We start from the raw sequence: 16,999 nt of genomic DNA on the forward strand, positions 1-16,999 counted from the left end.
TTATAAAGTTATTTTAGTTCCTGCATTGCCTGTTTCTATCGCTTCGTGCAAATCTTCAGCTTGGCAAATGATTACTTTTTGTACACCTTTTTTCAAAGCTTCAAATGCATTGTCGAGTTTCGGAATCATGCCTTCATAAATAACACCAGCAGATTTGAATGATTCATAATTTTCAGGATTTAATGCCGAAATTACCGAGTCTTCATCGTTCACATCTGATAGCACTCCTTTTTTTTCAAAACAGTAAATCAAATTGACAGGAACTAAAGCCGACAGGCTAGTAGCAATAGTGGAAGCTTGTGTATCTGCATTGGTATTGAGCATATTGCCTTCCATATCGAAGGTCAGCGGTGCAAAAACTGGTGTAATATTCTGGTCTAAAAGAGATTTGATAAAAGTAGAATTCACCTGCAGAATATCCCCAACAAATCCATAGTCTATCGTTTTTACAGGTCTTTTTTGTGCCAATATTACCTTTCCATCAGCACCAGTCAAACCTATTGCATTACAATTATTTGATTGAAGTTTTGCAACTATTTGTTTATTTACCAGTCCGCCATAAACCATAGTCACCACATCTCGCATGGCTTCGTCGGTGATTCTGCGGCCTTCCACCATTACAGTTTTTATGCCTAATTGCTCAGCTATTTTTGTGGCTATTTTACCACCGCCATGTATCAAAATTTTTGGACAAGATATACCAGCAAAAGACTTCAAAAAAGCATTTAGCTTGTCAGAATTATCAATTACGTTTCCTCCGATTTTTACAATATTTACCAAAGTGTTTTCTTTTTTTGCAAAAATGGCCATTTCTATCTAAAATGCCATTCAATTTTCATTAAAACTGTTGGTTATTGCTTTTCTCAATGCTTGGTGAGGTCTCAAGCCATTAGATTTATACGTCCTCGGGGATTTTACATTTGCATCTTGTTGATTCAACTGTATCCTCTCGAGCATGTCTTTTCTGTATTTTTCTAGTTCTTCAGTGGTTAGATTATCTCGGTTTATATTGCCACTTTCATAACCTTCATTGTAGGTACTTACTCTCGAAGACTCAATCGCCAGTTTTATTTTTTCGTTTAAACTTAATATTTCAGTCTCAAGTTTGGTTTTTCTAGCTTTAAGTTCTTCTAAATCAGGCAAAAGTTCTAGTCTTTGGTCGGCTAATTCTAACATAGTTTGTCCTTTAAACCATGGTTTTTTTATTTCGTTTAAAGCTTTCGTTTTCTTTCTGATTCGCCTGTTTGCCCAGTTTTCTTTCGGATTTAGCTGAAACCACCGCTTCCAATACACCTGCAAAACTGGGAAAGCTATGCCCAAACAAATAGCTCCAGCAATAGCAAATAAAACGCCGCTAAGTACAAACGACAGCAAAGCCCACGGACTGTTCACCAATTTTTGGTTGAGTTGGTCATATTCTTTGAGTTTTTGTTCTATTTTTTGTGTCAAAACCGGGTTTTCAACTGTTTGTCCTCCTTGAATCAATGGCGTTGCGTCCATTTGAAGCGACTTAATTTCTCGGTTTATGGCTTCTTTTAGTTTGTCAGTTTTGTAGGCTTCGTACCTAAACCAACCCAAAATTGATAAAGTTCCTATCGAAATTACAATCAAAACCACTTGAAAATACCCATGAACTTTCTTCGAGCTTAAGCTTAATTGCGTCAAATAAGGCTGTTCTACTAATCTTTCATAGGCAGGTTTTAACAAAATAGAAACACCAGCCAAACCACAAGCAAATGCCCAAGCTTCATAAGTATTCCTAATATTCAATGCATAAGCAACAATTTCGTGCGAAATAATTAAGTCGCCCAAAATAAAAGTGATTCCTGCCGCTAAATAAATCAAACCCGCCAACATTGGATAAGGAGATTTATTAATGTTTTTTTGCTCTTTGGCTTCGGTTATTCTTAATTTTTGAGCTTCTATGTCGTTTTCCAATTGAGTAGTAAGATGGCCTTGCTCATTGAAATTGGTTAACACTTCTTGTTTATGTTTAAAAATTTCAAGCTTTTCAGTCCGCGTTTCTTCGATTTTTTGTTTGGTTTCTTCAAGGTCTTTGGTCAATGTTTCTTTATTGCCTAACAACCAATCCAAACTCACTTCGCTTGAAAGGTATCCTTCGTAGTTTGCTTTTTCTATATTTTCGAGGCCATTTTCAAAGCCTTTTTCAAAATCACTCATTATCTTATTATGTTTTTGATTTGATTGTTACTTAGTTTTTGTCTGTAGTTTTTGGCCAAATTGTATTCGCTCAAAAACACATTTTCAATATTTTCTTTTTCTGCTTTTATTTTTTGAATTTGAGCCTCAACTTCGTTCAATTCTGGCAATATTTTCCATTTTTGTATTCTTAAGTTTTCTATCGAAGCATCCAATCCTTCTTTGTCATCTAACCAAACTGAATCCACTTTCTTTTTATCAGATTTTAGTTTCAGGTTGTGTTTTAAGGCTTTGATTTCATATTTCAATTTGGCTACGCTACTCAAAAGAATTTTGCCAGAAATCAAAAAAGCAAAGAAAGTAAATAGTAAAAAAGCCAAAGATTTGTAAAATGGTAGTGTATCCCAGATTTGTACAAAAACAAAAAACGAAGCGGCAAAAGGCATTCCGAATTCTTCCAGCAAGCGTTTCCAGTCTAATTTGGTATCATTGTGTAGCACAGCTGTCGGGTTAAATAAGCTAAACATTCCTGTCAGAAACACTCCCCAACTGATCCACTGATGGCTGCTTGGATAGGCATTTTTAAGTCCTTCGTCTATCAAAAAATAATTTCCAACGCACATGCCGATGGATAAAAGCAATCCTATTGATACTCGAAGAACGTTCTCATCAATTGTTTCTTTTTCTAGGGCTACGGCAGATTTTGATTTTAAATCTTCCAAATCTTCATGTTTTTTCTCAATAAACAGATTCAGTTCGCCTATCTTTTCGGAGAGTTCATCTCTTTTTTGGTTTAAACCAGCTGCTTTTTTGGAGAAAATAGCCTCTATGATTTTTAGTTTTTCTTCAGCTAATGTATCCGAGAGTCCAAATATTACGCCTTCATCACGCAATGCATCCTCATTGCTCAACCAATTCGGAAACTCTTCGTCGCTTCCAATTAATTCTTCTATCATTCTTTTTTGAGAATGTTCCACAACAGAATTTTGCTGAGATTCGGGTTCGAAATCTGGAATTTCTTGAAATTCAGGCGTTTTCTCAGAAAATAGGTTTTTTAAAAAATAAGCAAAAGGCATTTTTTTATTACAATTATTTTGGGAAACATAATAACCTCAATTTTCACAAAAAATTACATGCTTCACAATATAAATGTGACGAAAGGCTCTAAATAAGATTTGAAAACGTGGTTCGATGCTAAAGATTCAATATTTTTGTGAAAATTATATGTTTTTAAAATGGAATTGTTTTTTAGAAAAATAGGAGAGGGGCTACCTTTTGTGGTTTTACATGGTGTTTTTGGCTCATCTGATAATCTTTTTACGGTTTGTAAAAAAATAGCAGAATCGGGTTATTGTGTTTATATGTTAGATGCCAGAAATCATGGACAATCCCCAAGAAGTGAGGATTTTAATTATGATGTTATGGCGGATGATCTTAATGAGTTTTTAGTAACACAAAAAATTCAATCTCCTATCATAATGGGCCATTCTATGGGTGGCAAAACGGTGATGACTTTCGCTCAGAAATATGATAATTTCTCAAAAATAATTATTGTTGACATAGCTCCAAGGTTTTACCCTACGCATCACAATCATATTTTAGCTGGCTTAAATGCCATAAATGTAAATACTTTAGAGAACAGGAAAGACGCCGAAGATATTTTTGCTAACTATGTTTCAGATTTTGGAGAAAGACAATTCATTCTTAAAAACCTATACAGGACAGACGAAGGTGGTTTTGATTGGAGAATAAACATTCCTGTTATAACTAAGGAAATTTACCAAGTTGGTGGTGAGGTTTTATTAGAGAAAAGAATTGAAAAACCGGCATTAGTTATTCGGGGAGCAGATTCGTCCTATGTTTCTGATGCTGATTTTCAAAGTTTCAAAAATAGTTTTGTAAATGCTGAATTGGTTACCATCGTAGGAGCCAATCATTGGGTGCATGCCATTAAGCCGATTGAGTTTGTTGCAGCAATTTTAGAATTTTCAAAGTAGAATATGTTTTTTCAAAAAGAAATAAAACTGAAACCTTTTTCGAGAGGTTTTCATTTAATAACAAATGTAATAACTTCTCAATTATCCGAAATGAATGATTTTCGAGTAGGTTTTTTGCAGATTTTCATAAAACATACTTCAGCTAGTTTGACCATAAACGAAAACTGTGATCCAACTGTCAGAGGTGATTTTGAAAGGCATTTCAATATTTTATTTCCAGAAAATGCATCGTATTATCAGCACGATTACGAAGGTCCTGATGATATGCCAGCACATTTAAAAAGTTCAACTTTAGGCTGCCAGGTTATGATTCCAATCACTAATGGAAAACTCAATTTAGGAACTTGGCAAGGAATATACCTCTGCGAACACCGAAATCAAGATCATGGCCGAAACTTAGTTTTAACAATAATGGGTGAATAAATTAAATAATTTAGACTCTGTTTCCTTTATTGGTTGAATTCACCTTGTAAATATTTTAACTCGGCGTTTTTTGTAAACCAATTTGTACATCCAAAAAGTTTCTAATTAATCAATTAATCTGCCTATTGCTGTCCATAAACAAATCAACCAATAACCAATATACCAATAACCAATATACCTATAACCAATCAACCAATAACCAAACCTACTTCCCAGGATTATACTTTCTTACAGTATTTTTCTCAATATCCTCAGCATAAAAAAGGACATCTTTGAATTCTCCTTTTGTAAACATTTCGGCTTGATCATTAAAGTTTTTGGAATTTACATCCGAACTGTTTCCACCCGCTAAAAGTGATTTAGCTTTTACTTTATCACCAAATTCTACAGCACAAACAAAGCTATTTCCACTGTATCCGTATCTTTTTATAGAATTATTAAAACTTCTGCTGTTAAATGAAGGCAAGCATCCCCAAAGAGCGGAGGCATTTCCCATAGGCAAACTTGTAGCATTGTCGTCAAATTCAGAAGGGATACTGTTGTTTAATCTTTGGAATCTATTTATCTCACCCCATTTTACTTTCCAAGTTCCAAAGTTTTTATTTAATGTTTGTAAAACCTCTTTGAGAGGATTTAGTAATTCTTCCTCAGTTGCTTGTCCTACAAATCTTTTAGTGTTGCTTACTTGGTCACTTTCTCCTTGGTCTACATATATTTTTCTAATGGCAGGGCTTAACTTTTGAGCCCATTCTATGGCCAATGTGGTGGCAACAGATTCTTTTGTGGTTCTATAATCCCAGTTTTTCAAAATTTCCAATGCTTCTGAAAGTTCTTTGTCAGGTGATTGTATTTTTTTTAAGCTAGGGATCAAAACTTCAAAGGCCGGCAAATAATTGTCATAACCCAGTTTAATAAGCTTATCCAAATCCAAATTGGAAGCAGTTTCCAAGAGTCTATTGGCATTAACTCCTCTGAAATTTTCCCCATCTGGAGCCATATATTCTGGAAAAGTACTTTTTCGGGGGCTAAATTTCCCAGAAACAGTAAATGGAGTAGAATTACAATTTTGTATCCAGCCGTTTTCAGGGTTATACATATGAACAACCTCTTCTACAGAATGCAAACCTTTGTATTCAGTTTCTTTTACGGTTCCGTCTTGTGGTTTTGCCCAATTCAAGGTAGTATCTCTGATGGGCATATAGTTTCCATGCCAATAGGCTATATTCCCAAATTTATCAGCAAAAACTGTATTATTAGAGGTATTAGCTTTTAAGTCCATGGCTTTTTTATAATCTTCCATCCCTTTGGCTTTGGTTCTTATCCAACTCTGTACAAGGCTAAGTTTGGCTCGATTGTAGGATTTCAGGCTTATCCAGTTCCCACCTCTTTTGGCCATTATCGGGCCATGATGGGTTGCATAGGTTTCAAAAGTCTTAGAATTAATAATTCCATTTTCTATGTATTTTATTGCGATGTTTTTTGTTATTAAAGGCCTTAGCCTTCCTTCGTATTTATAAAACATTTTGCCGTTCTCTTTTTCTATATGTTCAATATAAGTGTCCGAGACATCGGCGTTAGAGGAAGTGTGCATCCAACCACAATATTCATTAAAACCTTGGTATATAAAAAACTGCCCCCAAGTTACTGCTCCATAGGTATTAAGTCCTTCCTTACTTTTAATATGTACCTCAGGTCTAAAATAAAACGTCGTATGCGGATTTATATATAACATAGCATGATTGGTGCTAGTGAGTTGAGGAGCTATAGCAAATCCATTCGAGCCAGTTTGTTGATATTCCTCAGATTTAATAACATGGCCTACTTTCTCTTTATTTCCATAAAACATTTCAAGGTCATTTATCGTCAAGTCCGCTGTACTTATAGCTCCAATACTTCCGTCTGTCCATAATAATGGATACCAGGGTTCAAATTTATTTAGGATTTTAGGTTTTACACTGGGGTTTTTATAAAGAAAATAATTGATGCCATCGGCGTGAGCATTTAACAACTTCTTAAGCCAAGGTTCTGCGTTTTTATATTCTTCCTTTGCCTCCTGCTCATCTATAAGCATTCTTATTTGTAAATCATTATATAGGTTTTTCTCTCCGTATACTTCAGAAAGTCTTCCAAGTTTTTCCAAATAATTTATTTCCACTCGAGCAAAGTCATCCTCACATTGAGCATACATCAATCCAAAAACTGCATCTGCATCAGTTTTACCTTCAACATGCGGAATACCCCACTGATCTCTTTTAATAATTACATTGTCTGCTTGCTTCTCCCATTGACTTATTTTTTTTAAATCATTTTTTTGTGAAAATGCAGATATACTAAAAAGGATTAAAAGGAAAAGTTTATTCATGATTTATGAAAGTTTGTTAATTGATATAGATGATATGGGTACAAATTAGTGAGTTTTTTTGATTGTAAGAAACTTTATTAAATGTTAAAATACAATTAAAATTTAATATATTAAAAATGACATTCTCAGGTAAAAAAAATATTGAAATATCTATTTTAGTAAAATTAAATTGTTAAATAATTATTATTTAATAAAATAAATTATTAAAATTACGCCATAATTGTATTTTACTAACAAAGTTTTATCTAAACCTAATAATTATGGTCAAAAAATTACCTTCGCTGATTGTCTTATTTTTGATGATTAGTATTCAAATTTTTGCTCAAAATATCCGTGGCGTAGTAGTTTCCGCCATAGATGGAGAGCCACTCCCTGGGGTGTCTGTAGTAGTAAAAGGAACCACAACCGGAACAGCCACTGATACAAAAGGGGCTTTTTCTATTAAAGCCACACCAAAAAGTACATTGATTTTCTCATTTATCGGTTTTGCAGACCAAGAAGTTGAAGTGGGCAATTCTTCAGTTCTAAATGTGGCCATGCAGGAGGATGTTTCAGTTCTAGACGAAGTAGTAGTAACAGCACTAGGAATTACCAAAGAGCAACGAGCTATAGGGTACGCAACTTCCACTATTAAGTCTGAAGAAATTACTCGAACTGCTTCGCCTAATTTTGCATCTGCACTATATGGAAAAGCTCCAGGTGTTGTTATCAATGCTACTCCAGGCGGTGCTACTAGTGGAGTTAATATTAATATTAGAGGATTTGCATCTATAACCGGAAATACTCAGCCATTAATTGTTCTTGATGGTATTCCAATTAGAAGTGGAGAGTTTAGAAACACTAGTTATTGGAGTAATCAACGTATCCAAGGGAATGGACTTTTGGATATTAACCCTGCTGATATAGAAAATATTTCTATTCTAAAAGGTGCTTCAGCAGCAGCATTATATGGTTCAGAGGCTGTTAATGGGGTTTTGTTAATTACCACAAAGTCTGGTAAAGGCAAAAAAGGAATTGGTGTTGATTTTAGCTCATCTTTTACTTATGACAAAATTGCATATCTTCCAAGATATCAAAATGTTAGAGGGCCAGGATACCCTAAAACACTAGCCAATGCAAATCAGGACGAAAACCTTTTTATAAAATATGCTGATGGTTCACGAGGGCTTATTAATACGAGTGTGAACTTTGGTCCAAAGTTTGACGGTCAACCTGTTAGAGCTTGGACAGGCGAAATGGTGCCATATTCTGCTTCAAATAGTAGCTATGCTGATCTTTTTCAAAATGCAAATTCCTCAAATATTAACTTGTCAGTCTCTAAAAGTTCTGATAATTCTAACATGAGATTTTCATTTACTCGCCAAGACAATCAAATGATTAGCCCAGGGTCAAAAAATGCAAAAAATATAGCTAACCTTAATACTAGTTTTAATCTTGGAAAAAGATCTAAAACTGACGTGATGGTGAACTATGTAAATCAAGCTACGCACAATAGACCTTATAAAGTGGATCGTATGATTAATAATTTTACGGGTATGATGGACAGGTTTGAAAAAGCAGAATGGTATAATAAATATTACCAAACCAGTCTTGGATATAAATTCAGAACAGGTACCCAAGCAAGTGCAACTCCTGACGAAAACATTACTTACAATGGATTTAGAGGTGATATTGCTGATTTTGTCTGGAGAGTTTACAAACACAATGACGATGAAGCTAGCAATAGGGTTATTGCAAGTATTACGGAGAACTTCAAAATCACTGAAGATTTGTCCATCAGAACAAGAATTGCTACGGACTTTACTTCGGAAGAGAATAAGTCTGAAAGGGCAACCGAAGTACCTCTTGTAATTGGCAACAGTGGAGCTTTTATATCAAGCCAGAATAGATACAGCAATGTTTATGGGGATGTTTTATTGACCTATACAAAGAAAATTAATGAGTCTTTAGGTATTAACGTTTTGGGAGGATATATAGCAAGAAAACAACAAAATAGATATATGACAACCTCAACCAATGGAGGTTTAGCAACAGAAAATTATTTTGATTTGTCTTCTTCGCTTAACCAAGCCAACGCTTCATTTGCAAGAGAGAACCTTGTAAACGATGCATGGATTGGAACTGTAAATGCTGACATTAAGGATTACTTATATTTAGAGGCAACATTGAGAAAGGACAGATATTCAACTATGAACCCTAACAATAACTCATTCTTTTATCCGTCAGTTAATACTGGTTTTGTGTTAAGTGATGCCTTCAAAATGCCAACTGGAATTTCTTATTCGAAATTAAGAGCAAGTTATGGTATTGTTGGTAATTATCCTGGGGTTTATGCTGCCAATGTCGCATATACCCAGGCTACTTTAGGAGTGCAATCGAATGGAGGAAAACCTGTACTTTATACAACTATTCCTTCTAATTTCGGAAATGAATCAATCCGTCCTGAACAAAAACATGAAGTGGAAATAGGTTGGGAAACAAAGTTTTTGCATAACAGATTTGGATTTGATTTCTCATATTACAATGCTAAAATAGTTGATCAAATTCTTCCTTTAGACATTGCTGCATCAACAGGTGCAAGATCTATTTTGACAAATATCGGAACTTTAAGAAATCAGGGTCTTGAATTAAGATTGACAGCAGTTCCTATTAAAAGCAATAATTTGAATTGGGATGTTACCCTAAATCTTGCCAAGAATACAAACAAGGTAGTTAAGCTTGCAAATAATTCAACAGAACTTCTACATGCAGATTACGATGGTAATGCAGCACAGTTGAGGTCAGTTGTTGGTAGACCAATGGGTGATATCTATGTTCACGCTATTGCTACTGATGCTTCGGGTCAAAAAATAGTTGACCCAAATGGCTTATATAAACTAGATGGAGCAAACTGGGTAGTAGCTGGAAATGCAATGCCTAAACTAACTGGAGGCTTGTTGAATAATCTTACCTATAAAAACTTCGATTTAAATATTGTTACTGATTTTAATTTTGGTGGAAGCATAATGCCAACAGGTATAAATTGGATGATCAGTAGAGGTTTATTAGAGGAAAGTACCAAATTTATGGATGCTGCAAGTGGAGGCTTAAGTTATTATGTCAACGCTGATGGAAAAGGTGTCCAAACGACTTCTGCATCTGGTCCTGGCGGTGAAACCGTTTATCATGATGGTATGCTGATGGACGGTGTGACTACTACTGGAGAGCCAAATAGTAATGTGATTTCGCAGGCTGTATACTACAACAATACTTATAACTGGGGTGGACCGCAATACAGTAGCTCAAGATATGAATTGTACGTTACAAAAAACAATTATATCAAAATGAGAGAAATTTCTTTAGGCTATAGTTTACCTAGTTCAGTTGCAAGAAAATTAGGAAGTAGTAACGTCAACTTATCAGTATTTGGTAGAAATTTATTCTTCTTGTATCGTAGCATTAAAGACCTTGATGCAGAACAAACTACATCAAGTACTAGATGGTACGAGAACATAAATAACGCTGGAAACAACCCTTCATTCCGTTCGATGGGTGTGATGTTAAGAGCTAGTTTTTAATTTTAATTAATGATTCAAATGAAAAAAATAAATATTTTAACTTTAGGTCTATTTTTATTGGGGATATTCTCATGTAAGCAACAAGATTTTATAGAGGCTTATCCAAATCCTGGTAAATTATCATCAACATCTGTAGAGCGTCAATTTACTGGATTTCTTTATACCAATAAGGATTATGTTTTACCAGCTTATCGTAACTATTTTGTTACCTTAAGAACCACCCTGAACCATTATGTGCAAACTACTGGGTGGGCAAACGAAACTGGGCAATATGTTCCTGGCTCATCAGGTGCTGAGGATATTTGGTACAACTATTACAGTACATTAGCTCAGTATCGCGAGTTGGAAAAAATATATAATGCCCAAGATGCTACTTCTCAAAAAGATAGAAAAGTATATATGTTAGCGGCCAAAGTATATCTTTATGATTATACCCAAAGAATGGTGGATGTTTTTGGAGCTATGCCTTTTACGGATGCAGGTAAGATTAGTCAAAATGAAGGTGATTACACAATATCACTGGCAAAATTTGACTCAGCAGATGCTATTTATACAATGATGTTAGATGAATTGAAAACCGTTGCAACAGAATTAAATGGTATTACTTTAAATTCAACTTTTCAATTAGCCTTTAAAACCCAAGATTATGTTAATCAAGGAAGCATAGATTTGTGGAAGAGGTATTGTAATTCAATAAGATTGAGAATGTTGAACAGAGTTTCTGCCTCTGCAAATTTATCTGCAAGAGCTAAAACTGAAATGGGAGAAATACTAGGTAATTCTGCTACATTTCCTATTGTTGAAAATTTAGCACAAAATATCCAAATCAATGTTTACGATCTAAGCTCTAATATAAATTCAAAAGGCTTCCAAGGTGCACTTGAATCTGGAACTGGTTGGTTTATAAATACTGCGGGCAAAAAGATGATTGATCAATTGGTTTCTACAAAAGACCCAAGGTTGGCCTATATATTTCAGCCGGGATCAAGTGCTGACGGTCAGTATCTAGGTATTGATCCAATGGCATCAAGTAGTGAGCAAACAGAACTTGCAAATACTGGTAAGATTGCAATTTATAATACATCTACTTATGCAAGAAATCAATACATTCCTGGGACTCTAATCAATGCCGCAGAAGTAAACTTAATCAAAGCTGAATATTATTTAAAAAATGGAAATGATGCTTTAGCAAAAGAAAATTACAATGCTTCTATAAGTAATTCTGTAGCACAATATGTTAAAATAAGGAGTGTGAGTAACGATAACTCTGTTGCTGCTCCTTCAGAACCGACATCTACTGAAATTGCTGATTATGCATCACAGGATGCAGTAAGTTGGGAAAAAGCAACCAATGAAGCAGAAAAAATCAAATTGATTGCTACCCAAAAGTGGATACATTACAATATCCTGCAAGCTTATGAAAACTGGGCGGAGCAAAGAAGATTAGATGCACTTTCGTTTAATTTTGTTACAGATAATGCCAATAATCAAACTTTGCCTCCTTATAGATTTAATATTCCTGGTAACGAAATTACTTATAACAAAGCGAATTATTCTATTATTCAGGATCAAGATAAATTAGGAAACAAAATATTTTGGGATATTAAGTAGAAATTCATATTTAATAGATTGGTTAAAATGAAAGTTTAAATAGGGTCGACTTAATGTTGGCCCTTTTTTTGAAATTTTTATTAAAGTAAAATTAAAAATTAGGTTTTTTTTAAAAAAAATATATAAAATGAGGTATGTTTTTTTGATTTTTACGTATTCTATGACAAAAGCTATTAAATTCTATACCTCTTTTTAGTTATTTTTGAAAAATTTTTAAGAATTGGCAAGAATTTTTGATTTTGTATTTTTCGTATTTCAAAATTTCAAATTGCTTAAAAACCTAAAATAGAAAATTATTTTTTAAACCATTTGAAGCAATTCTCGTAAATTAGAATTGTATATAAAACCAAATAAATGGATTCAATTACTTCGAATTATATAGAAAACGAAATTTCTTTTAAAGAATCAGCCGTTGAACTAAAAAAATTCAAACAAAAAAAGAGTATTTTAAAAGCATTATATGAGAATGAAAAGATGGCGATAGCAGACCTTTCTGAGGCCTTATTTATCAGTATTCCTACCTTAACATCACATATTGAAGAGCTTTTGTCTGAAAACTGGCTTGTTGGTGAAGAATTAGATAATAAAAAACAAGGAAGAAGACCTACTATATATTCTTTAAATCCTAGCGAAAAACATGTGATTGTTTTAGATGTAACTACTCATGATACTAAAGTTTTTGTTCTAAATTTTAAAAATGAAATTGTACAAGAAGAGCATTTCGCTTTACAATTAACAGAAGAACCGAGTTTTTTACAAGATCTTTTAGAGATAATTAAACAAACGATTGAAAAAAATGATTTATTAGAAAAAGAAATTGTTTCAATAGGAATGTCCATTCCAGGCCTTGTAAACAAAAGGACGGGTATAAATAAGACATACAAAAATCTCAACATAAATAATAAATCACTAGGCAAGCAAATAAGTGAAAATTTTAATCTCCCGGTATTTATTCTAAACGACTCTAAAGCCGCTGCTTTTGGGGAAGCTACTTTTGGAATTGGTAAAAACCTCTCCCATGTTTTGTCTATCAATGTAGACTGGGGAGTTGGATTAGGAGTTGTTTTTAATGGGCAGATATTCAATGGAGCCTCAGGTTTTGCTGGTGAATTGGGTCATATTCAAGTTAATCCAGAAGGAGAATTATGTTCTTGTGGTAAAGTTGGATGTTTAGATACTGTAACTTCCGCCTCTTCCCTTTTAAAAAGGGTAAAAGAGGGGCTTAAGGATGGCCAAATATCGATTTTGTCGGAATATAAGGATAAACTTGAGCAGATTAACCTCGAAATGGTAATCGAAGCTGCCAAGAATGGCGACGCTTTTGCAATAGATATCCTATATAATATAGGTATAGAACTTGGAAAAGGTTTATCTGTGGCGGTTCACTTATTTAATCCACAAATTATTGTAATTGATGGTGCCTTATCAAAGGCAGGTAAAATTATTGTGAATCCCGTAGAACATGCAATTAATAAATACTGCTTGCCTGACTTTAAAGAGGATTTGCAAATAGAGGTGACAAATTTAGGTGATTTAGCCAAAATTTTGGGCGTTAATGCTTTTATGGCAAAAAGACTTTTTAAATATGATTGATTTAAAATTATCAAGGAGAGAATTTAACAAAAAAGCTTCTTTGCTATTTGTTGGCTCAAAACTCGAATTGAATTTTGAAAACAAAGAGTTTCCAGTTGTTAGAACAACTCAAAGAGATAGGAAATTTAATGATGTAATTGTTGAAGATACTATTTTAAGAATAAAGTCAAAGTGTGCGGACAAGGAATTGGCATGGCTTTTTGAAAATTGCTTTCCTAATACCCTAGATACGACGGTTAATTATTCCTTAAAAAATAATAAACCAGATACTTTTGTCATTACTGGAGATATCAATGCTATGTGGCTAAGAGATAGTACCGCTCAAGTTTGGCCTTATTTAGAAATATCAGGAAACTCCAATCCACTTCAAGATTTAATACTTGGCGTTATTAATCGACAATCCGATTGTATACTTATAGATCCTTATGCAAACGCTTTTAATGACGGACCCGGAAAATCTGAATGGGTGACAGACCACACAGATATGAAACCAGAGCTCCATGAACGTAAATGGGAAATTGATTCGCTTTGTTATACCATAAGGTTGGCTTATCATTTTTGGAAAAAGACAGGAAGGGTAGATGCGTTTTCTGAGAAATGGAAACAAAGTGCATTGGCAATAATAAAAACTTTTAAAGAACAACAAAGGTTAGAAGACAAAGGGCCATATCGGTTTGGAAGAACAACCTCATGGTCCACAGATACAGTTCCAGGAAATGGCTATGGAAATATCACCAAACCAAACGGAATGATTCATAGTGTTTTTCGTCCTTCAGATGATGCTACACAATATCCTTTTTTAATTCCATCAAATTTATTTGCGGTTACAAGTCTTATCCAATTAGCTGAAATTTTTACCTATATATATAAGGATAGACCAAATAGTAAAAAATGTGCTGATTTAGCAGATGAAATAAAAGGAGCGATCCAAAAGTTTGGAATATATAAACATCTCAAATTTGGCGAAATTTATGCTATGGAAGTTGATGGATTTGGAAATGCACTTTTCCAAGATGACGCAAACGTACCAAATTTGTTAAGTTTGCCCTATTTGGGATGCCTTAATTCAAATAATAAAATATATCAAAACACCAGGAAGTTTATATTAAGTGAATATAATCCATATTACTTTAATGGTAAAGCAGCAGAAGGAATTGGAAGCCCACATACTTTACGAGATCAAATTTGGCCAATGAGTATTATAATGAGGGCAATAACGTCAAATAATGATGATGAGATTCTAAAGCAATTAAGGTTTTTAAAAGCAACACATGCTAACACAGGCTTTATGCATGAGTCTTTTGATAAAGATGACTCCTTCAAGTTTACTCGTAAATGGTTTGCATGGGCAAATACTTTATTTGGCGAGCTAATTTTAAATATTGAAAGAGAAAGACCACATCTACTAAAAGTGGTTTTGTGAAATTTATTGGGCTCAATTTGAAAATAAAGAGCCTTTTCTGTTTTTTTTAGCCTTGGTATCTTTTTCTCCATAATTATTTTTTCTCTTTTTTTTAATTCAATAAAGTACGATTAGGTCAATCTGGATGGAAATAATATTAATTCTTTTCATTTCAAGATTTCACCTAAAAAAGAAAGAATATGATTAATTTAAGGAGGGTTTTGGTTAAATAATTGATAATCAATAAAAGTGCTTTTTGGACTTAAAAATAATTAAAAAAAACATTTGGAAATATAATAATGTGTGTGCTACCTTTGCAGTCCCAAAACGGCAGAGGGATTTAAAACCAAAAGCTTTTTAAAGGATATAGTTCTTAAAAATAAATTTAATTTTTGTTTAAAATATTTGGAGTTTAAAAAAAGGTTGTTACCTTTGCACCCCGATTAAACGAGAAGGATTTAGAGTTTAGAAGGAAAAGCTTGAAAAGGCAACGAGCTCACGAAAGTGGGATAAAGTTCATTAACTTGTTGGAGATAGAGACGAAACACGAAGTTGGGAGATCTTTCTGTTAGTAGACATTACTATGGAGAGTTTGATCCTGGCTCAGGATGAACGCTAGCGGCAGGCTTAATACATGCAAGTCGAGGGGGCAGCAATGTCACCGGCGAACGGGTGCGTAACGCGTATGCAACCTACCTACATCAGGGGGATAGCCCTAGGAAACTGGGATTAACACCGCATAATAGAGACTCTGGCATCAGAGACTTTTGAAATATTTATAGGATGTAGATGGGCATGCGTAGGATTAGCTAGTTGGTAAGGTAACGGCTTACCAAGGCTACGATCCTTAGGGGCTCTGAGAGGAGTATCCCCCACACTGGCACTGAGATACGGGCCAGACTCCTACGGGAGGCAGCAGTAGGGAATATTGGGCAATGGAGGCAACTCTGACCCAGCCATGCCGCGTGCAGGAAGACGGTCCTCTGGATTGTAAACTGCTTTTGAATGGGAAGAATGTGTGGCTTGCGAGCTATAATGACGGTACCATTAGAATAAGCCACGGCTAACTACGTGCCAGCAGCCGCGGTAATACGTAGGTGGCGAGCGTTATCCGGATTTATTGGGTTTAAAGGGTGCGTAGGCGGCTTAATAAGTCGGTGGTTAAAAGTAGCAGCTTAACTGTTTTACATGCCATCGATACTGTTGAGCTTGAGATATTTGGAGGCAGCTAGAATTTCCGGTGTAGCGGTGAAATGCATAGATACCGGAAGGAATACCAATTGCGAAGGCAGGTTGCTACGAATAAACTGACGCTGATGCACGAAAGCGTGGGGATCAAACAGGATTAGATACCCTGGTAGTCCACGCCGTAAACGATGATTACTAGTTGTTGGGTGAATAGCTCAGTGACCAAGGGAAACCGATAAGTAATCCACCTGGGGAGTACGCCGGCAACGGTGAAACTCAAAGGAATTGACGGGGGTCCGCACAAGCGGTGGAGCATGTGGTTTAATTCGATGATACGCGAGGAACCTTACCTAGGCTAGAATGTGAGCGAATAATTCAGAGATGGATTAGTCAGCAATGACGCGAAACAAGGTGCTGCATGGCCGTCGTCAGTTCGTGCCGTGAGGTGTTGGGTTAAGTCCCGCAACGAACGCAACCCCTATTGTCTGTTGCCATCAGGTTATGCTGGAACACCTCCTTTTTAGAGATAATTTGTCGCAAGACAGATGAAATAAACAATAAAGGAAGGTCTTTGATACAAAAAAAATGTGTTAGTCTTTATTTCCATCAACAAGTTAATCTGGGGGATTAGCTCAGCTGGCTAGAGCACTTGCTTTGCAAGCAAGGGGTCATCGGTTCGACTCCGATATTCTCCACAAAAAGTTAA

10 protein-coding genes and 1 rRNA gene are annotated in these 16,999 nt (G+C 34.9%); 7 read left to right on the forward strand and 4 right to left on the reverse strand.

Going from position 1 to position 16,999, the window contains the following annotated elements; all coding sequences use genetic code 11:
* Genes argB through EGI22_RS12220 form a run of 3 tightly spaced genes read right to left on the reverse strand, consistent with a single transcriptional unit; the run spans position 1 to position 3,236 of the window.
* The gene (argB, locus tag EGI22_RS12210; RefSeq protein ID WP_255068723.1) at positions 1 to 810 is read right to left on the reverse strand and encodes an acetylglutamate kinase; all 810 of its coding nucleotides are present in this window, start codon (positions 808 to 810) and stop codon (positions 1 to 3) included.
* An 18-nt stretch (positions 811 to 828) separates the two neighbouring features.
* On the reverse strand, positions 829 to 2,181 hold the full coding sequence (locus tag EGI22_RS12215) for a hypothetical protein (protein ID WP_255068724.1): 1,353 nt from the start codon (positions 2,179 to 2,181) through the stop codon (positions 829 to 831).
* Positions 2,181 to 3,236, reverse strand: coding sequence for a hypothetical protein (locus tag EGI22_RS12220; RefSeq protein ID WP_255068726.1), 1,056 nt, complete (start codon positions 3,234 to 3,236; stop codon positions 2,181 to 2,183). Before EGI22_RS12220 ends, EGI22_RS12215 begins: the two co-directional genes overlap by 1 nt.
* A gap of 159 nt (positions 3,237 to 3,395) precedes the next feature.
* On the opposite strand from EGI22_RS12220, the gene EGI22_RS12225 reads away from it, so the two are divergent.
* Together EGI22_RS12225 and EGI22_RS12230 are read left to right on the forward strand one after the other, a co-directional pair.
* Complete coding sequence (locus tag EGI22_RS12225) at positions 3,396 to 4,157, forward strand: alpha/beta fold hydrolase (protein WP_255068727.1); 762 nt, start codon at positions 3,396 to 3,398, stop codon at positions 4,155 to 4,157.
* A gap of 3 nt (positions 4,158 to 4,160) precedes the next feature.
* Positions 4,161 to 4,580 carry a secondary thiamine-phosphate synthase enzyme YjbQ gene (locus tag EGI22_RS12230; RefSeq protein WP_255068728.1) on the forward strand — a complete coding sequence of 140 codons (420 nt, stop codon included), beginning with the start codon at positions 4,161 to 4,163 and terminating at the stop codon, positions 4,578 to 4,580.
* A 205-nt stretch (positions 4,581 to 4,785) separates the two neighbouring features.
* Here the strand turns inward: EGI22_RS12230 and EGI22_RS12235 are convergent, their stop codons facing one another.
* Positions 4,786 to 6,942: a penicillin acylase family protein gene (locus EGI22_RS12235; protein ID WP_255068729.1), complete on the reverse strand. Its 2,157-nt coding sequence runs from the start codon at positions 6,940 to 6,942 to the stop codon at positions 4,786 to 4,788.
* 260 nt (positions 6,943 to 7,202) lie between these two features.
* Between EGI22_RS12235 and EGI22_RS12240 the strand changes: the two genes are divergently transcribed.
* From EGI22_RS12240 to EGI22_RS12260, 5 genes are all read left to right on the forward strand, one after another.
* Complete coding sequence (locus tag EGI22_RS12240) at positions 7,203 to 10,499, forward strand: SusC/RagA family TonB-linked outer membrane protein (RefSeq protein ID WP_255068731.1); 3,297 nt, start codon at positions 7,203 to 7,205, stop codon at positions 10,497 to 10,499.
* Positions 10,500 to 10,517: 18 nt separating this feature from the next.
* Positions 10,518 to 12,110: a SusD/RagB family nutrient-binding outer membrane lipoprotein gene (locus EGI22_RS12245; RefSeq protein WP_255068732.1), complete on the forward strand. Its 1,593-nt coding sequence runs from the start codon at positions 10,518 to 10,520 to the stop codon at positions 12,108 to 12,110.
* A 354-nt stretch (positions 12,111 to 12,464) separates the two neighbouring features.
* Positions 12,465 to 13,703, forward strand: coding sequence for an ROK family transcriptional regulator (locus tag EGI22_RS12250; protein WP_255068733.1), 1,239 nt, complete (start codon positions 12,465 to 12,467; stop codon positions 13,701 to 13,703).
* Entirely contained in the window at positions 13,696 to 15,126 is a 1,431-nt protein-coding gene (locus EGI22_RS12255) for a glycoside hydrolase family 125 protein (RefSeq protein ID WP_255068734.1), read from the forward strand. Before EGI22_RS12250 ends, EGI22_RS12255 begins: the two co-directional genes overlap by 8 nt.
* Positions 15,127 to 15,685: 559 nt before the next feature.
* Positions 15,686 to 16,999, forward strand: a 16S ribosomal RNA gene (locus EGI22_RS12260); the annotation flags it as partial.

This window comes from Lacihabitans sp. LS3-19 (assembly GCF_024343575.1).
Lineage (GTDB): Bacteria > Bacteroidota > Bacteroidia > Cytophagales > Spirosomataceae > Leadbetterella.